General features: G+C 71.0%; 17 protein-coding genes. 7 read left to right on the forward strand and 10 right to left on the reverse strand.

Annotated elements, in window-relative coordinates; translation table 11 throughout:
* Positions 1-173 precede the first annotated feature (173 nt).
* Genes NKI68_RS03750 through NKI68_RS03760 form a run of 3 tightly spaced genes read right to left on the reverse strand, consistent with a single transcriptional unit; the run spans position 174 to position 3,118 of the window.
* Positions 174-1,208, reverse strand: coding sequence for an AI-2E family transporter (locus NKI68_RS03750; protein WP_254545352.1), 1,035 nt, complete (start codon positions 1,206-1,208; stop codon positions 174-176).
* A 51-nt stretch (positions 1,209-1,259) separates the two neighbouring features.
* The gene (locus NKI68_RS03755) at positions 1,260-2,348 is read right to left on the reverse strand and encodes an S-adenosylmethionine:tRNA ribosyltransferase-isomerase (protein WP_254545353.1); all 1,089 of its coding nucleotides are present in this window, start codon (positions 2,346-2,348) and stop codon (positions 1,260-1,262) included.
* On the reverse strand, positions 2,348-3,118 hold the full coding sequence (locus tag NKI68_RS03760; protein ID WP_254545354.1) for an SDR family NAD(P)-dependent oxidoreductase: 771 nt from the start codon (positions 3,116-3,118) through the stop codon (positions 2,348-2,350). Before NKI68_RS03760 ends, NKI68_RS03755 begins: the two co-directional genes overlap by 1 nt.
* 199 nt (positions 3,119-3,317) lie before the next feature.
* Between NKI68_RS03760 and NKI68_RS03765 the strand changes: the two genes are divergently transcribed.
* Positions 3,318-4,658, forward strand: coding sequence for a M14 family zinc carboxypeptidase (locus tag NKI68_RS03765; RefSeq protein ID WP_254545355.1), 1,341 nt, complete (start codon positions 3,318-3,320; stop codon positions 4,656-4,658).
* Here NKI68_RS03765 and NKI68_RS03770 read toward each other — a convergent pair.
* The 5 genes from NKI68_RS03770 to NKI68_RS03790 form a co-directional block, all read right to left on the reverse strand.
* A complete protein-coding gene (locus NKI68_RS03770; protein WP_254545356.1) occupies positions 4,644-4,829 on the reverse strand; it encodes a GNAT family N-acetyltransferase in 186 nt (61 codons plus the stop codon). The two genes, NKI68_RS03765 and NKI68_RS03770, sit on opposite strands and share 15 nt — an antisense overlap.
* A gap of 60 nt (positions 4,830-4,889) precedes the next feature.
* On the reverse strand, positions 4,890-5,129 hold the full coding sequence (locus NKI68_RS03775) for a DUF8593 domain-containing protein (protein ID WP_254545357.1): 240 nt from the start codon (positions 5,127-5,129) through the stop codon (positions 4,890-4,892).
* 54 nt (positions 5,130-5,183) lie between these two features.
* Positions 5,184-6,383 (reverse strand): M20 family metallopeptidase, encoded by a 1,200-nt coding sequence (locus tag NKI68_RS03780; RefSeq protein WP_254545358.1) that lies wholly within the window; start codon positions 6,381-6,383, stop codon positions 5,184-5,186.
* Positions 6,376-7,806: an APC family permease gene (locus tag NKI68_RS03785; RefSeq protein ID WP_254545359.1), complete on the reverse strand. Its 1,431-nt coding sequence runs from the start codon at positions 7,804-7,806 to the stop codon at positions 6,376-6,378. Before NKI68_RS03785 ends, NKI68_RS03780 begins: the two co-directional genes overlap by 8 nt.
* Before the next feature lie 65 nt (positions 7,807-7,871).
* Positions 7,872-8,567 (reverse strand): helix-turn-helix domain-containing protein, encoded by a 696-nt coding sequence (locus tag NKI68_RS03790; protein ID WP_254545360.1) that lies wholly within the window; start codon positions 8,565-8,567, stop codon positions 7,872-7,874.
* A 155-nt stretch (positions 8,568-8,722) separates the two neighbouring features.
* Between NKI68_RS03790 and NKI68_RS03795 the strand changes: the two genes are divergently transcribed.
* The 3 genes from NKI68_RS03795 to NKI68_RS03805 all read left to right on the forward strand — a co-directional run bounded on the left by NKI68_RS03795 (position 8,723) and on the right by NKI68_RS03805 (position 10,757).
* Positions 8,723-9,718 (forward strand): LEA/WHy family protein, encoded by a 996-nt coding sequence (locus NKI68_RS03795; protein WP_254545361.1) that lies wholly within the window; start codon positions 8,723-8,725, stop codon positions 9,716-9,718.
* Positions 9,719-9,727: 9 nt separating this feature from the next.
* Entirely contained in the window at positions 9,728-10,300 is a 573-nt protein-coding gene (locus NKI68_RS03800) for a metal-dependent hydrolase (RefSeq protein WP_254545362.1), read from the forward strand.
* Between the two features lie 67 nt (positions 10,301-10,367).
* Entirely contained in the window at positions 10,368-10,757 is a 390-nt protein-coding gene (locus tag NKI68_RS03805; protein ID WP_254545363.1) for a pyridoxamine 5'-phosphate oxidase family protein, read from the forward strand.
* 39 nt (positions 10,758-10,796) lie between these two features.
* Here NKI68_RS03805 and NKI68_RS03810 read toward each other — a convergent pair whose 3' ends face one another.
* Positions 10,797-11,978 (reverse strand): alpha/beta hydrolase family protein, encoded by a 1,182-nt coding sequence (locus tag NKI68_RS03810; RefSeq protein WP_254545364.1) that lies wholly within the window; start codon positions 11,976-11,978, stop codon positions 10,797-10,799.
* 156 nt (positions 11,979-12,134) lie between these two features.
* On the opposite strand from NKI68_RS03810, the gene NKI68_RS03815 reads away from it, so the two are divergent.
* The 3 genes from NKI68_RS03815 (at position 12,135) to NKI68_RS03825 (ending at position 15,831) form a co-directional block, all read left to right on the forward strand.
* Complete coding sequence (locus tag NKI68_RS03815) at positions 12,135-14,468, forward strand: fluoroquinolone export ABC transporter permease subunit (RefSeq protein ID WP_254545365.1); 2,334 nt, start codon at positions 12,135-12,137, stop codon at positions 14,466-14,468.
* An 81-nt stretch (positions 14,469-14,549) separates the two neighbouring features.
* Complete coding sequence (locus NKI68_RS03820) at positions 14,550-15,182, forward strand: metallophosphoesterase family protein (RefSeq protein WP_254545366.1); 633 nt, start codon at positions 14,550-14,552, stop codon at positions 15,180-15,182.
* Positions 15,183-15,291: 109 nt separating this feature from the next.
* Positions 15,292-15,831, forward strand: coding sequence for a hypothetical protein (locus tag NKI68_RS03825; RefSeq protein ID WP_254545367.1), 540 nt, complete (start codon positions 15,292-15,294; stop codon positions 15,829-15,831).
* Here the strand turns inward: NKI68_RS03825 and NKI68_RS03830 are convergent.
* Positions 15,816-16,340 (reverse strand): DoxX family membrane protein, encoded by a 525-nt coding sequence (locus tag NKI68_RS03830; protein WP_254545368.1) that lies wholly within the window; start codon positions 16,338-16,340, stop codon positions 15,816-15,818. The genes NKI68_RS03825 and NKI68_RS03830 overlap by 16 nt on opposite strands.
* Between the last annotated feature and the right edge of the window lie 218 nt (positions 16,341-16,558).

Below are 16,558 nucleotides of genomic sequence, written 5' to 3' on the forward strand. Positions count from 1 at the left end.
CGCCTCGGTTCGTTCGTGTGCCATCCGCATCCGGTAGTGAGGCCACCGCGGCGAAGTGAGTTGTAGCTAGATTCGTTTCGGCGGCGCTATGGATATAGGCCACCGTCCATCGCTGTCACGGGACAGTGCGGCGGCGTCGGTCGGTTTCGGGCGTTCGGCATCGGTGCCGGCGTTCACCCCTCCGTCGCCAGTTCGGCCGCGGTGACCTCGGCGATCCGTTTCGCCATCCCGAGGACGACCGGACCGAAGAACAGCCCCATGACGCCGACGAGCGCGAGGCCGCCGAAGATGCCGAGCAGGAACAGCCCGGGGTTGAGGTTCGCCTCGCGTCCGCCGACCATGGGCCGGACGTAGTTGTCCGAGAGGCTGACGACGAGCGCCCCGTATCCGAACAGGGCGAGGCCGGCGATCGGTCGCCCGGTCAGCAGGAGGAACCCCGACGCGGGGACCCAGACGACCGACGCGCCGATGAGCGGGAGCAGCGCGAGCGCGACGGTCAGGACGGTCCAGAAGACGACGTCCGAGAAGCCGACGACGAAGAAGCCGACCCCGGTCAGCACCCCCTGGAGGACGGCCACGACCACGTTGCCGACGATGGCCGCCCACATGAGCCGGTCGCACTCATCGACCAGGTCGCGCTGGACGCGGGGACGGAGCGGCAGGACGCGGCGGACCCACGCCACGACCCGCTCGCCGTCGACGAGGAGGTAGTAGAACAGAAACAGCGTGACGAAGACCCCGATGGTGAGGTCGACGACCGTACCGACGAGCGCCAGCGCCTCCGAGAGCACCCGCTGGGTCCCCTGGGATCCGTTTCGCCGCACCACCTCGGCGAGCCTGTCGGGAATCGTCGACAGGGCGAGGTCGATCTCGACGGGGACGCCGGTCGTCGTTCGGATCGCCCGCTCGATCGCCTCGAACTCCATCCCGCCCGTCCGGAGCATCTCGACGAGGCCGAGCGCCTGCTGGAAGGCCACGCCGAGCAACACGGCGACGGGGAGCAACAGCAGGAAGAAGGTGACGACGATGAGCAGGCCGGCGGCGACGCGCGCCCCGATGCGCGGGGCGAGGCGGCGCTGTATCGGATAGAGGAGGTACGCGAGGAGGACCGCGAGGAGGACGTACTGCAGAAACGGGCGGACCAGCGCGGCGGCGACGAGGCCGACGACGAGCAGGAGCGCGACCAGCACCGCCCGGTGTCTGTTCATGTGTCTGAGACGTGGCGTAGCGCAAAAAGTTTCGTGCCGTTCGTCGGAGATTCACGCGGCGGGGAGCAGCAGGTGACTGTCGCCGAACTCGTGCCAGCGGTAGCCCCGCGCCACGGCCTCTCGATAGCCGTCCAGCACGAGTCGGCGTCCGGCGATTGGGTCGCTCGCGCCGTCGTCGGGAGCGGTCGCCTTCGATCGACCGGCGACGGCGGTGAGCATCGCGAGGTGCGTCGTTCCCGGATCGTGGAAGCCGGTCAGGAGGCCGTCTACGGCGCTGACGCCGCGCTCCGGGGTGACGAACGTCCGGGCGAACCCACGCGCCGGACGAACCGCACCACCCCTCCAGGCGGTCTCGAGCGCCCGGACCACCGTCGTCCCAACCGCGACGACCCGCCCTCCCTCCTCGCGGGCGGCGGCGACCGCGCGGGCGGTGGCCGCCGGCACCGCGAACGGTTCGGGGAGCAGGGGTGGGCCGTCGGCGTCGGCCGGTTCGATGCTCGACACGCCCGCGTGGAGCGTCACCGCTGCGAATTCGACGCCCCGCTCGCGGAGCGAATCGACGACGCGCGCGGTGAACGGACGCGCGGCGGAGGGCATCTCGGCGCTCCCCGGCACCTCGGCGAAGTGCGTCCGGTAGGCCGAGAGCGGGTACTCGCCGTCGAGGTAGCCGTATCGGATGGGTCGCCCGACGCGGTCCATCGCCGCGCGGACGTCCCCGTCGAACCGGACGAACAGCAGTCGAGGAATGCCGGGATAGGGGGCGAGTACGGTGCCCTCGACGCCCCCGATGTCGAAGCGGTCGCCGGGCGCGAGGGCGAGCGGGCCCGGGGTCTCGGCGTCTCGGCGGGGTTCGACCAGCCAGACGCCGCGTCCGTAGTCGGTCGAGAGGTTGCACAGGAACGCGCCGAACGGAGCGGTCGCCAGGAGAGAGGCGGGGAGCGTCCCGCTTCGGTTGACGACGAGGACGTCGCCCGGCCGCAGGCGAGCCGTGAGGTCAGCGAACCGCCCGTGGGAGTGACCGCCGGGCGTGCTCACCAGGAGGCGCACCTCGTCGCGGCGCAGGCCGCGGGCCTCCGGCGGAGCGGTCGCCTCCAGGCCGGCGGGTCGATCGAACGCGGGGAGGGCGTCGACGGTCCCCATCAGTCAGCCTCCGTCCAGCGGTCGCCCTGCGCCCGGAACCGCCGACCCGACACGGCCCGCGGGTCGCGCCCGAGCAGCCACAGCCAGAACGGGATCGTCACGTCGGGGTGCGGACGATCGGAGACGTCCTCCCCCGGGAAGGCTCGCCGGTGCATCCCCGTGCGCATGTCGCCGGGATCGACGCTCACGACGGCCACCTCGCCGTCGAATTCCGCCGCGAGCGTCCGCGAGAGGAGGTCGAGCGCGGCCTTGCTCGCCCCGTAGCCGCCCCATCCCGGGTAGCCCTCGCTTGCGGCGTCGCTCGTGACGTTGACGACGAGACCCGAGCGGGCGCGCAGGGCCGGGAGGAGTTCCTGTACGAGACCGAGCGGCGCGACGGCGTTCACCTCGAAGACGTCCGCCAGCGCACCGAGGGGGTACTCGGCGAGCGGCGGGAGCGGCGACGGTCCGAGCGTCGATGCGTTGTTCACGAGCAGGTCGAGGCCGTCGCCCGTCTCCTCGACGACGCGGGCGAGGTCGCGTCGGTGGTCGGCGTCCGACACGTCACCCGGGACCGCGTGGACCGTCGCGTCGCTCCCGCCGGCCTCGCGGAGCGCGCCGGCGCGTGCGTCGAGGTCGGTAGCGGTTCGAGCGGTTACGACGAGGTCGTAGCCCTCGCGCGCGAGCAGGGTCGAGACGGTCGCGCCGAGCCCGCGGCTCGCGCCCGTGACCAGCGCGAGCGGCCGTCGCCCGTCGGGCGATTCGTCGGATAGAGTCGTGTGATCTGTCATACCGTCCCTACGCGCTCCGGGCCAGATATATGTAATCTGAAATTCATTTATGTTGGCGAAGCTGGTGAAATCCGTTTCAGTCGTCCCTCGGACTCGTCGGGGGCCCGACCCGGTCGCGGACGCGCTGAGGAGCGAGACAGTACGTTCCACGATTTTGATCGGAAAAATTATCCGTTCGAGATCCGACTGGATCTCCGTCATGCGTCGACGTACGTATCTGAAGGCGACGGGCACAGCGCTCCTCGGACTGGCGGCGACGGGGCGGGCGGCCGCGGACGGATCGAGCGACCGGCGGGGGGTCTACCGACCGGGCGGTCCGTGGCCGGGGAGCGAGCAGGCGTTCAACCTCGACGGGTTCCACACGAACGAGGAACTCGCCGCCGAACTCCGGAAGATCGACCGGCGGAGCGACCGGATCACCCTTCGACGGATCGGCGAGTCGGCGGGCCTCGGCGAGCCCATCTGGGAGGTCACCGTCGGCGACGGCGACACGAGCGTTCACCTCATCAACCAGATCCACGGCGACGAGCCGGTCGGGACAGAGGTCACTCTCGACCTGATCCGCGACCTCGCGCTGGGTAACTCGGGACGGGTCGAGACGCTGCTCGACGGGCTCTCGTTCACCATCGTCCCGCGGGTGAACCCCGACGGCGCGATGTTCGAGTACGACATCGACGGCGACGGGAGAGCGGAGTGGATCGGGCGGCGCTACAACACCCAGGCGTGGGAGCCGGGCGACTCGCGCTACGAGCCGTACTACCACTACCGGTACCCGGCGGACGCGCCGCCGGGCTACGACATGAACCGCGACTTCAACGTCCTCCCGCCGGGTGACCTCCCCGATCCGATCCCCGAGGAGTGGTGGACCGTCGAGGACGGCGAGGCCTTCCTGGATGTGCCGTACGAGGGGTACACCCTCCGCAGCAGCGGCCTGCGTCTCGCGCCGGAGGTCCGCGCCGTCACGGAGTCGGCCCTCCGCGCCGATCCCGACTACGCCATCACCCACCACCACCAGGGGCGGTACCTCTACCCCGACTCCGGCGACGGCAACAGGCCGCCGAAGCAGACGATCATGAGCGTGATGCCGGCCTACGGGCCGGTCTACCGCGAGCGGTCGCCGTTCGACTTCCCCGGCGCGGACGTAGAGCAGGTCGTCGACCCGTTCATCGACGCGGAGACGAGCCAGCGGTCGCTCCAGCTCAACGTGCTGGTCGCGAACGCCCTCGCCGAGCGCGGCGACAGCGTCTTCGACAGCGTCACCCGCTACGGCTACTACCCGCTGTGGGGGTCGTACCTCGACACGGTGTGCCCGCAGACGGGCGCGGCCGGCCTGCTCTACGAGGTGACCGGTCAGACCGACGACCGCGGCCAGCAGGGTCTCGGGCAGATGATCCAGGCGACGAAGGAGGGGTTCGCGGCGACCTTCGAGGCGATGGCCGACGGCTCCATCGCGGACGTGGACGCCGAGGACTACTGGGACATCCCGCTCACGGGCGAACCGCTCTCTAACCCACACGGCGTGGAGCTACCGACGCGCTGAGCGTCGCGCGGATGTCGCTCGCCACTCCGCCTCCAGGACGCTCATCTGCACCAGCGTCCGGTAGTCGTCCTCGAACCGTCGCGCGTCGCGGAGGACGCCCTCGCGTCTGAAGCCGCAGGACTCGTAGCACGCGATCGCGGCCTCGTCCGTCGTCGGTTGTAACGAGTTCACCACTCGGGATCGAACGCGGACCGATGTAGGCGTCGCCGAGGGGTGTCACCGCCCGCCGCCTCACACCCGCAGCCTGATCGTGTCCTCGTCCACGTTCGCCACGTACCGCCCGGGGAGGTGGTGGGTGTCCTGTTCGACGGTGCCGTCCCACGCCAGTTCGTCGAGCACGTCCGGGTCGACGTCGCCCTCGACGGTCACGTGGAGGTCGCCGCCGCGCACGTCGCTGACGGTCCCGATCTCCTCGCCGGTCTGGGAGACGACGCGCTTTCCGACCTGCTTCTCCGAGAAGTCGTCGGGCATGAGTCGCGATTCACGGCGGAGCGGGTTGAACGTTGTCCCCGCGCTCGCCGGCCCTTACCCCAGGAAGTCCGTCGCCGCCGCGACGACGATCTCCGCCACCTCGACCACGTCGTCGGTGTAGACGAACTCGCCCGCGGCGTGGACGTTCCCGCCGTCGGGCCCGAGGATGACCGTCGGGAGGCCCGCGCGGTCGCCGAGGTAGTTGAAGTCGCCGACGCTGGCGAAGTAGCCGATCGCGGGGTCGACGCCCGCCACCGCGCGGGTCGCGTCGCGGAGCGCACCCACGAGCGGGTGGTCCTCCTCGGTGACGTACGGCCCGTAGCGGATGTCGGGGGCCGGTGCCTCGCGGAAGCCGATCTCCACCTCGCTGTCGAGGTCGAGCGCGGCCACCGCCTCCTCCGCGTCGGTTCGCACGTCGGCTTCGGTCTCCCCGACGACGACGTGGCGATCGACCATGAGGCGGGCGCGCTCGGGGACCGAGAGCGTCTGGCTCCCGCCGTCGAGCAGGAGCGGGCAGACCGACCCCTCGCCGAGTTTCGGGTGCGAGCCGACGTCGATCCGGGTGAGCGCGTCGGCCACGCGCCCGGCGTCCACGACGGCGTTGACGCCCCGCTCCGGTTGCGATCCGTGGGCGGCCTCGCCCTTCACGGTGACGTCGTAGAGGAACCGCCCGCGCGCGCCGAGGACGAGCGCCGGGTTCTCGATCTCCCCCTGGGCGAGGACCGGGCCGGGTTCGGTGACGATCGCCGCGTCGCAGTCGTCGGCGTAGCCGTCGCGGACGAGGCGGTCCGTACCGAGCCCGAAGGGCCCCTCCTCGTCCACGACGGCGGTGAGGAGCACGTCGCCGGCGAGATCGCGCTCCGCGAGCGCCTCGAACGCGACCATGACCGCCGCGAGACCGCCCTTCATGTCGCACGCGCCCTGTCCGTAGAGCTTGCCGTCCTCGATCCGCCCCGAACAGGGGTCCTCCTCCCAGTCGTCGACCAGCAGGACCGTGTCCATGTGGGCGTTGAGCAGGAGCGTGGGGGCGTCGGGGTCGCTCCCCTCGAGGCGGGCGATCACGTTGTCGCCCTCGTAGCCGGTGATCTCGGGCTCGCTCACGCGGTGGTACGCCGGGGTCAGGCCGCGCTCGTCGAGCCACCCGTGGACGAACTCGGCGATCTCGCGCTCCTCGAAGTAGGGGCTCGGGATCCGGACGAGGCGCTGGAGGAGGTCGATCGTCTCGTTGGGATCGACGCGGGGGCGGTCAGTCATCGCCCGTCCCCCGTGCGAGGTCACGGTCGTCGGAGGCGACGCCCGGGAGCGTCTCGAGCAGCGCCCCGACGTCGGTGTCGCGCCTGCGACCGCGGTACCAGTAGCCGCCGAAGACGACCAGCCCGACGGCGAGCCACGGGACGTAGATGCGAAGCGTCGGGAGCGCCGAGAGGTCGCCCGAGGGGACCGCCCCCCAGTTCGCGGCCTGCGTGATGAGTCCGAACGAGCCGACCGCGGCGACGACGCCGGTGAGCACGAGCAGCCAGCCGACGTCGAACCCCGCCCTCGAGGCGAGGTCGGGCCGGGTGAAGTGGACGTAGAGCACCGTCGCCGAGACGGCGAAGTACGCGATGAGGTAGCTGAACGTGGCGATGGCGAGCGCCTGATCGAGGCCGCCCGTCCAGAACGTGAGCGCCGAGGCGACGACGTACAGCGTGAGCAGCGACCAGTGGGGCGTCCCGAATCGATCGCTCACCGACGAGAAGGCCCGCGGGAACACCTCGTCCCAGGCCCAGGAGTAGGGCATCTTGATGCCGGCGGCCATGACCGCGTGGACGCTGGAGGCGGTGGCGAGCAGTCCGCCGATCGCGACGATGGCGGTCGCGTTCGCCCCGAGGAACGCCTCGGCCGCCGTGGCGAGCGGACGGGCGGAGTTCGCGAGTACGGTGTACTCGGTGACGCCGTAGATGACGACCGCCGTCCAGACGTACAGCAGGATGAGGATCGCCGTCCCGCCGGCCATCGCCAGCGGGAGGTTCCGCTCGGGGTCCTTCACCTCCGCGCCCATCTGCCCGGCGACCGCGATCCCGATGTAGGCGTAGAACAGCGGGACGGCGGCGGCGACGAAGCCGTCGAACCCGCCGGTGAAGAAGGGCCGGTAGTTCGACGCGCTCACGCTGAACGTCCCCGGGATCACGAGCACGAGGATCGAGACCATGAGGAAGGCGAAGATGGCGTTCTGCGAGACGCTGTAGCCCTTCGTGCCGACGAGGTTGACGAGGAAGAGCGCGGTGAGCAGCCCGAAGCCGGCCAGCGCGGGGTCGATACCGGGGTAGAACACCTGGAGGTAGCTCCCGAACCCGAGCGCGAGGACGGCGTCGGCCGCCATGTAGCCGAGCCACTTCGACCACGTGACGAGAAAGCCCGGCAGACGACTGCCGAACGTCCGCGAGACGTAGGCGTACGACCCCGCGGCCGCCGGGAAGATGGTGGCCATCCAGCTGTAGTTGACGGCGATGCTCATCGCGAGGATCCCCGAGAGGACGACCACGAGGATGACGCTCGGTCCCGTCGTGCTGCTGGCCGTGCCGAGCGTGACGAACAGCCCCGCGCCGAGCGTCCCCGCGACGACGGTGCTGACCGCGCCGAAGAGCCCGATGTCGCGGGAGAGGCTGTTCCCGTCGTTCGCTCCTGTTTCCGCCATGCGTACACACGGCACGGTACGGGCGTATAGCTCCCCTCCCTAGCATGGTCGGGTCGGGTGGGCCCTCACTCCGAGCCGAGGAGCTTCGACTCGGCCTTCCGGAGGTGTTCGAGCAGCGTCGCCCTCGACACGCCCGCGATCGCCGCCAGTTCGCCCGCGCTCACCTCCCGCGGCCACGTGTAGTAGTCGTGCCGCCGGGCGAGGTCGAACACCTCGCGCTGGCGCTCCGAGAGGTCGTCGGTCTGGAAGATGCCCGTACCGCTCGCCGGGGCGGTGATGAGTTCGACGCGGATCTCCGCGTCCATCTCCTCGCGCACCTCCTCGAGCCTGTCGTGGACCGTCCGGCGCGTCTCGTGGACCAGGACGGTCCAGTACTCCCGGCCGCCGATCATCCGCACGGGCTCGTCCGGGATGAACCCGCGCGAGACGAGCGCCTCGTTGATGCTGTTCGCGAGGTCGTATCGGACGACGATCCCCCGCGCGGCGCTGCCGGGAACGGCGGCGTCGGTCGCCGCGTCGATCGGCCCGCCGGTCTCCCAGACGGACTCGGTGAGGTCGGAGGCCTCGACGGCCGCGACGAGGTCGTCGACGGCGGCCGTCGTGTCGCCGTAGGCGGTGAACCGCCCGGTCGCCAGCCCGTCGATCCGGTGGACGCCGTGGCCGAGCAGTCCCGCGTCTACCGCCTCGGTGACCTCGAGCGTCCAGCAGTCGGGGTGCCAGAGGTCGAGCGAGACGCGGACCCCCAGTTCGTCGGCGGTCATCGCTTCGCGAAGGGAACGTCGCCGCCGACCAAAAGCTAGCGCATCCCCGCCAGACGGTGTCGCTCCCGCGGAGCGTTGCCCCGCCCCGGTCGGCACTTCAACGGCGCGGATTCGCAGGCCCGGTGGCGATACGCGTTCGCCCGGAACTGACGGTGATGAACAGCGATTCGAGGCTCCTGCGGATCGCCGGGGTCGTCGTGGTGCTGCTCCTGCTCGCGGGGACCGCCTACGGTCTCGTCGCCGTCGACCGCCCGCGCGTCGAGGCGGTCGACAACGACTGGGGAACCGTCACGCAGGAGTGGACCGAGGTCGAGACACAGCTCCTCGTCGAGAACCCCCGGCTCCTCCGAGTGGGCGAAGCGGTCGCGAACGTCGAGTACACCGTCTCGTTCAACGGCATCGAGATGGCCCACGGGCAGAAGAAGTCGATCGCGCTCTCCGGCGAGCGGGACGTCGTGAACCTCTCGACGCGCATCGACAACGACGACATCCCCGAGTGGTGGGCGTCGCACGTCGAGCACAACGAGACGACGACCGTGCGGGTGAACCCGGCCGTCGACGTCGAGTACGCCGGAATGCGGATACCCGTGGAGTCCGCCACGCGGACGCGGACGGTCCACACGAGCCTGCTCGAACCGCTCCGGACGGAGGAGAACCGCCGGATCACCGCGTCGAACCGGACGCTACTGATCGTCAACGGGACCGACGCCCGATGGGGGAACGCGACGGTCGAGCGGACGCCCATCCACGCGTCGGCGACCGTCACCAATCCCACCCCGGTTCCCATCCCCGTCACCGACATCGAGTACACCATCCGGATGAACGGGATCGTCGTCGGCAACGGGACGGCGGCCGGGCGGACGGTCGTCCCGCCGGGCGAGACGAAGACGCTCGAGACCCGCGCCGTCATCGACAACTCGAAGCTCGACGAGTGGTGGGTCACGCACGTCCGGAACGACGAGACGACGCGCATGACCGTCGACTTCTACGCCACGGTGGAGCTGTTCGGGAATCGCTACCGGCTACCGCTCGAGTCGCTCTCCTACGAGCGGACGTTCCACACGGACATCCTCCGACCGGGCGGCCTCCCGACCAACGACTCGGGAACCGACCGTCGGGCGATCGCGACGGACAGAACGGCGAGACGGTGATAACGGACGATGGTCGACGTACTCGGTCACCTCGCGCTCGCCCTGCTCTTCGCGCTCCCGGCGTGGATCGTCTGGGACGGCCGCGTGAGCCTCGCGTTCGTCGGGACCGTCCTCGCGACGGCGATGCTCCCCGACGTCGACCTCGTGCTCAGGCACGTCGTCCCGACCGTCGAGCACCACGGCGTCACGCACACCGTCCTCTTCGTGACGGTCGTCTCGGTGGTCGCCGGTGCCCTCGCCGAGACCGTCGACACGTCGGTGCTCGAGCGGTGGTGGCGCGAGAGCGAGGGACACGCGGTCTCCGACGGCGCGGTCTTCCTCTTCGTGACCGGCGGGTTCCTCCTCGGCGGACTCAGCCACCTGTTCGGCGACGTGCTCTCCGCGCCGGACGTCTCCGAGCCGATCGAGCCCCTGTGGCCGGTCTTCGACAAGCCGATCTCGATCGACGTGCTCTACTACACCTCGCCGTGGTGGAACCTCGGCCTGCTGGTGGCGGCCGTCTCGCTCCACCTCGCGCTCGGCTACCGCGACGGCTACCTCGTCGAACTCGTCGATCGAGCCTCCCCGCGGGAGGACGGGTAACCCCCCGACACCGAAGCGCGTCCGGTCCGTCCACACCGTTATGCGCGCGGCGGGCGAATCCGGGAGCATGTCGGACGTCGTTCCCCCCGAGGCGGCGGAGTTGCTCACGAGCGAACCGCTGATGGCTCACCTCGCGACCTGCCGCGACGGCCGGCCACACGTCGCGCCCGTCTGGTACCGCTACGCCGACGACGCGGTCGAGATCGTCACGAGCGGGCGGAAACTGGCGAACGTCCGCGCCAACCCTCGCGTCGCGCTGTCGGTCCAGAAGGACGACGGCGGGCGGGCTCGGTGGATGGTCTCGCTGCTCGGCACGGCGACCGTCGTCGAGGACGACGACGAGATCGCGGCGGCGACCGCGCGCATCAACCGGAAGTACGGGGCCGAAGAGGACGCGTGGCCGGAGAACGTGCTCGTCCGGATCGACGTCGGGACGGCGAGCTACCGGACGTACTGAGTTCCGATCGGCGATCGCTCCGCCCGCGACGCTCCGCCGTCAGAGGACGTCGTCGAGCCAGTCGTAGATCACCCCGTGGGCGAGCGAGAGGTTCCCGACCTGGCAGTGCTCGCCCGCTCCCTCCTCGGTCGTGAAGGTCCGGAGCGTCGTCGGGCCGCTCACGGCGTCGACGAACTCGTAGGCGAGCGGGAGCGGTATCAGGTGGTCGTCCTCGCCGGCGAGCGCGAGCGTCGGGCAGGTGACGCGCTCTGCGACCCCCCGCAGCGAGTACTCCCGGAGCGTCCCGCGGAGGGCGGCCGCGTCGGTGCCGAAGACCCAGCGGGCGTTCTCGCGCCGCCAGCGCGCGCCGGGATCGAACCGCGCGCCGAGGGCGGCGAGCGCGTTCACGAGCGCGCCGGGGGCGTGGTCGACGAGCGTCGCGACCCCGCGCTGGCCGTACGCGGCCGCGGACCAGAGGTCGAAGCAGTGATCGAACGCGACGCAGGCCGCGACCCGCTCGTCGAACGCCGCGGCCCGGGGCGCGTAGTAGCCGCCCATGCTCGCGCCGAGGAGGGCGATCCGCTCCGGATCGACGCCCGGTTCCCCCTCGAGGAAGTCGAGCACCGGGCCGACGACCGCCTCCCAGTCGGATCGCGCCCGTCGCCCCTCGAACCGGAGCGGCGCGCCCTGGCCCGGGCCGTCGAAGACGAGACACGCGTACCCCCGCTCCAGCGCGGCGGGGACCCCACAGAGGAAGTACAACTCTTCGGCGACCGAGTCGAACCCGCCGAGACAGACGACGGTCGGCCGCGGCGCGTCGCCGTCCGGGTGAAACGCGTACCCCGGCAGGTTCGTGTCCTCGTAGGGGATCTCGACGGCTCGGGCCGTCGCGTCGAGCAGGTCGAGCGCGCTCCGGAACGCGTCACGGCTCCGCTCGTACGTCGGCCCGCGCCGGGGGTCGTCGCCGTCGAGGAAGAACTCCGCCGTCCGGTAGTAGTTGTGCGCTCTGAGGAACGCCCCCCTCGCGGTCTCGTCGCGGCCGCGCTCGCGCGCCGCCTCGGCGACCCCTGCGACCCGATCGGCGGTCCGTCGCCACTCGGCGTGCCAGGCCTCGAAGTCCCCCTCGTCGATCCGCTCGACCGTCGCGAGGCACTCCCCCGGTTCGGCCCCGCCGTACGTGGCGTAGCCCATCGTCCGCAGGGTCTGGTAGTCGAAGGTGCGATCCTCGAAATGTACGCGCATACGGTAGGAGACGGGACACCAGCCGTTAATACCGAGGGGCGCTCCCGCCGACGGGAGCGACGCTCGGCCGCCCGACGCGGCCGAGCGGCTTCGACCGGTGAACTCCATTCCGGGCTCGCTCAGTGCTTATGTTCGCGGCGGGTCACCGTCGGGACGATGATCGGCGTGCGCGGGCTCCGGTTTACCTACCCCGGTGCCGAATCGGCGACGCTTCGAGGGCTCGACTTCTCGGTCGACGCGGGAGAGGTGTTCGGGTTCCTCGGTCCCAGCGGCGCGGGCAAGAGTACGACCCAGCGGGTGTTGACGGGGCTGCTCGACGGGTACGAGGGGTCCGTCCGCGTGCTCGGACGGGAGGTCGCGGAGTGGGACGGCGGGTACTACGAGCGCATCGGCGTCTCCGGGGAGTCGCCGAACCACTACCCGAAGCTCACCGGACGCGAGAACCTGGAACTGTTCGCGTCGCTCTACCGGGGCGAGACGAGGGACGTCGAGGGGCTGTTCGAACTGGTCGGCCTCGACGACGCCCTCGACCGGCGCGTCGCGGAGTACTCGAACGGGATGCGGATGCGGCTCAACTTCGTCCGCGCCCTGCTCCACGACCCGGACGTGCTCCTCCTCGACGAGCCGACGAGCGGGATCGACCCGGGCAACGCCAGGACCGTGAAGGGCGCGATCTCCGACCTCCGCGACGAGGGGCGGGCGATCTTCCTCACGACCCACGACATGACCGTCGCGGATCAGCTGTGCGACCGGGTCGCGTTCCTCGTCGACGGGCGGATCGCGACCGTCGACGCGCCGGACCGCCTGAAGCGGGAGTACGGATCGCGGACCGTCCGCGTCGAGTACCGCCGCGGCGGTACCCGAGGCACCGAGCGGTTCCCGCTCGACGGACTGGGCGAGAGCGCGGCGTTCCGGCGACTGCTCGCGGACGGGCGCGTGGAGACGATCCACACCGACGAGGCGACCCTGGAGGACGTGTTCCTCCGGAATCACGGGGGCGGCGCTCGCGTGAGATCGGCGACGGCGATGCTCGCCTGGGACGTCCGCCTCCAGCTTCGGTACGGCTTCTACGCGGTGTACGCCGTCCTCGCGGCGGCCTACGCGGTACTGCTCGGTCTCCTCCCGCCGCGGCTGGTCGAACCGGCGCTCGTCTTCGTCGTCGTCTCCGACGCGGCGGTCCTGGGGTTCTACTTCATCGCCGCGCTCGTCCTCGTCGAGCGGCGGGAGGGGGTGCTCGACGCGCTCGTGGTCTCGCCGCTCGGCGCTCGGGGCTACCTGGCGTCGAAGACCGCCTCGCTCACGATCCTCGCCGTGCTCGTCTCGACGCTCCTCGCGGTCGTCGCGCACCGGGGGACGAACGTCGCGCTGCTGATCGTGGGCGTCGCGCTGACGTCGGTCTTCTTCGTCCTCGTCGGCTTCGTCGCCGTCGCCCGGTTCGATTCGATCAACGCCTACTTCTTCAGCGCCCCCCTCTACGGCGTCATCCTGTACGCGCCGCTGCTCGGCTACTTCGGCGTCTACGAGACGCCGGCGTTCTACCTGCTGCCGGTTCAGCCGGCGCTGCTCCTCGTCGGCGGCGCGTTCGGCGGGATCGACGCGTCGGCGCTGCTGTACGGGGTCGGATACCTCTCGATCGGGAGCGCGGCGGCGTTCGTCCTCGCCGAACGGCGGTTCGAGCGATACGTCGTGCGGGGGGAGGGTAGCCGCCCTCGCGCCGCCCGGCGGACGCCCGGGCGGATCGGTCGTGGGGTAGCCGCCCGGGCCGGAACCGTGGCCGGGATGGTCCTGGCCGATCTGCGCAACTGGGCCCGCGACCCGATCCTCCTGCTCGCCGCGAGCGGACCGCTCCTGCTCGCGGTCGTCGCCCGCGTGGGCCTCCCCCTCGTCGATCGTCTGTACCTCCCCGGCGCGTCGCTGACCGGGTACTACCCGCTGGTGCTCGGATTCCTCGTCCTGTTTCCGCCGTACGTGTACGGCGTCGTCGTCGGGTTCCTGATGCTCGAGGACCGCGAGCAGGGAACGCTCGCCGCCCTGCGGACCACGCCGCTCACCGCGGCCGGGTACCTCCGATACCGCGGCGCGAGCGCCTACTTCGTCAGCGCAGCGCTCGTCGGCCCGACCGCCGCGCTCTTCGGTTTATTCGCCGTCCCACTCCGGGTACTCATCCCGGTCGCGCTTGTCGCCGCGCTCGCCGGCCCCGCGATCGCGTTCCTGTTCGCCGGCCTCGCGCGCGACTCGATCGAGGGGGTGGCGATCAACAAACTGCTCGGCCTCGTCGTCGTCCTCCCGATCGCCGGCGTCCTCCTGCTCCCCGAGCCGGTCGAGTACCTCGCGGGAATCGTCCCACTCTACTGGCCGGTGAAGGCGCTCCTCGTCGCAGCCGACGGCGACGCGGGACCGGCGTTCGTCGCGGCGCTCGCTCTCGGCTCCGTATCGCTGGGCGCGTCCGTCTACCTCCTCGCGAGGCGGTTCGTCGCGCTGGCGACGTGAGGTCCCCCGCGGCGGTCGACGGCGGCGGCGCTCGACGCCGACGGCCGACGAATTAACCCCGTCGCGCCCGAACGGTCGACGATGCTCGTACTCGGCGACGTACACGCGTCCGATCCCGACAGGTGGGGGGCCCTCCTCGCCGCCTACCGGGCGGCGGACGAGGCGGTCGCGCTCCAGGTCGGCGACCTCGAGCGGTACGACCTCCCCCGCCCGACGTGGTTCGTCGCGGGGAACAACGAGGACCTCGACGTGATCGACGCGCTCCGGGCGGGCGAGACGCCGCCGGGGGTTCGCAACGCCCGCCTGCTCGCCGGGACGGCCGCGGAGGTCTGCGGCCTCCGCGTCGCCGGGCTCTCGGGCAACTACGCACCGACGAAGTACGACCTGCCGAGGAGCGAACTCGTCGAGGACCGCCGGCGGCACTTCACCCGCGAGGACGTGGAGCGGGTCGCCGCCCTCGAAGACGTGGACGTGCTCCTGACCCACGAAGCGCCGCGGGGGCTCCTCTCCTACGGCTACGACCCCGGCTGCGAGCACGTCGATCGCCTGCTCGAGGCGACCGCCCCCGACCTCTGTCTCGTCGGGCACCACCACCGCCACCGCGAGGCGGAGATACGGGGGGCGCGCGTCGTCAGCCTCGCGCCCGTCTGGGAGCGCTACTACGTCCTCGACCCCGACGATCTGACGCTCGAAGCGCGCGAGACGCCCGCGTGAGGCTCGCGTGAGGCTCACGTCGGAGTACGTCCGACGGCCGAACGGCCGGACGAAGGGTCGCGACGGGCGCGACCGACAGTATAACCGGCTCCGCCGGCTATCGTCGTCGATGGTCAACGCGTTCTGGCTCGACCGCGACCTCGACCGGGCGGCCGCGTGGCTCGTCGACGCGCACGTGACCAGCAGCGTCTTCGAGTGCTCGATGGCGCTCACCACCGCGGTTCAGCTGAACGGGTACCCCCGCGACGACAACCTCTACTTCACGCACGCGAGCCACCCGCTCGTGCGCTGGGCGGCCGACGCGCGCGGGAACTGGCGCTACCTCCGCGCCTACGTCGCGGCGGCCCACGAGGAGTGGCGCTACCGCTGGGATCACGGACCCGAGGAGCGCCACGCCTGCTGGGCGACGGTCGAGTCGCTCGACGCCGAGGCCGTCCGCGCGCTCGACTGGCCGAGCGCGGACGCGAGCGACCCGCCGCAGTTGACCGGCGGGTGGACGGCGGACGACTACGTCGACGCCTACCGGTACTACTACGCCAACGAGAAGCGCCACCTGTTCGGGTGGTCGAAGGACCGCTCGGAGCCGCCGTGGATCGCGGAGTACACCGTCGATCCGGCGGACGGCGATCGCGACTACCCGAGCAGATAGCGCAACCGCGGGTAGCGCCGGACGAGCGACGACGACTCCAGGTAGCCGTCGAGGCCCGCGACGCGACCCGCGCCGAGCGCCGCCAGCCCGAACAGGACGAGGGCGTACACGACGTGCTGGTCGATCAGGATCGCGTGCTCGAGCGGCAGGCTACTCGCCCAGAACAGCAGCATCATCGTCGACGCCCAGAACGCGTTCCAGCGAACGAGCGCGCCGAGGACGAGCCCCAGCCCCGTCAGCGTCAGCCCCCACTGGACCAGGACGTCGACGAGGGGCATCCCCGCGAGGAGGGGCCAGAGCGCCACGAACGGGTTCCCGGGCGGGACGGCGTGTTCGAGATAGCCGGCCGCGGACCAGCTCGGGTCCAGGAGCTTCGTGACGCCGGAGTAGAAGAAGACCCACCCCAGGGCGATCCGAAGCGAGACGACGGCGTACGGGGCGAGGGGTCCGAGCCCCTCGGCGGTCGCTCCGTCGGTGAACCCCTCGGCGTCGCGGTACTCGTTCGACACGCGAATCACCGCACCCCGCGGTCGGCCGCGTCGTTCGTTCCGCTCGATTCGTCGTCGGTACTCGGTTCAGTGCGTGCGCTATCGGTTCCGTTCATGTCGTGTCTCACTCTCCGACCCCCGGACCGGCACCGGGGGTTCGAACGTCCCTTGTGCGGGCCGGTTTCTTACGTTCTCGGCGCGGAACGGACTCGGACTGCGACACGTGTCCGGCGGTTCCG

This window comes from Halomarina pelagica (assembly GCF_024228315.1).
Taxonomy (GTDB): domain Archaea; phylum Halobacteriota; class Halobacteria; order Halobacteriales; family Haloarculaceae; genus Halomarina; species Halomarina pelagica.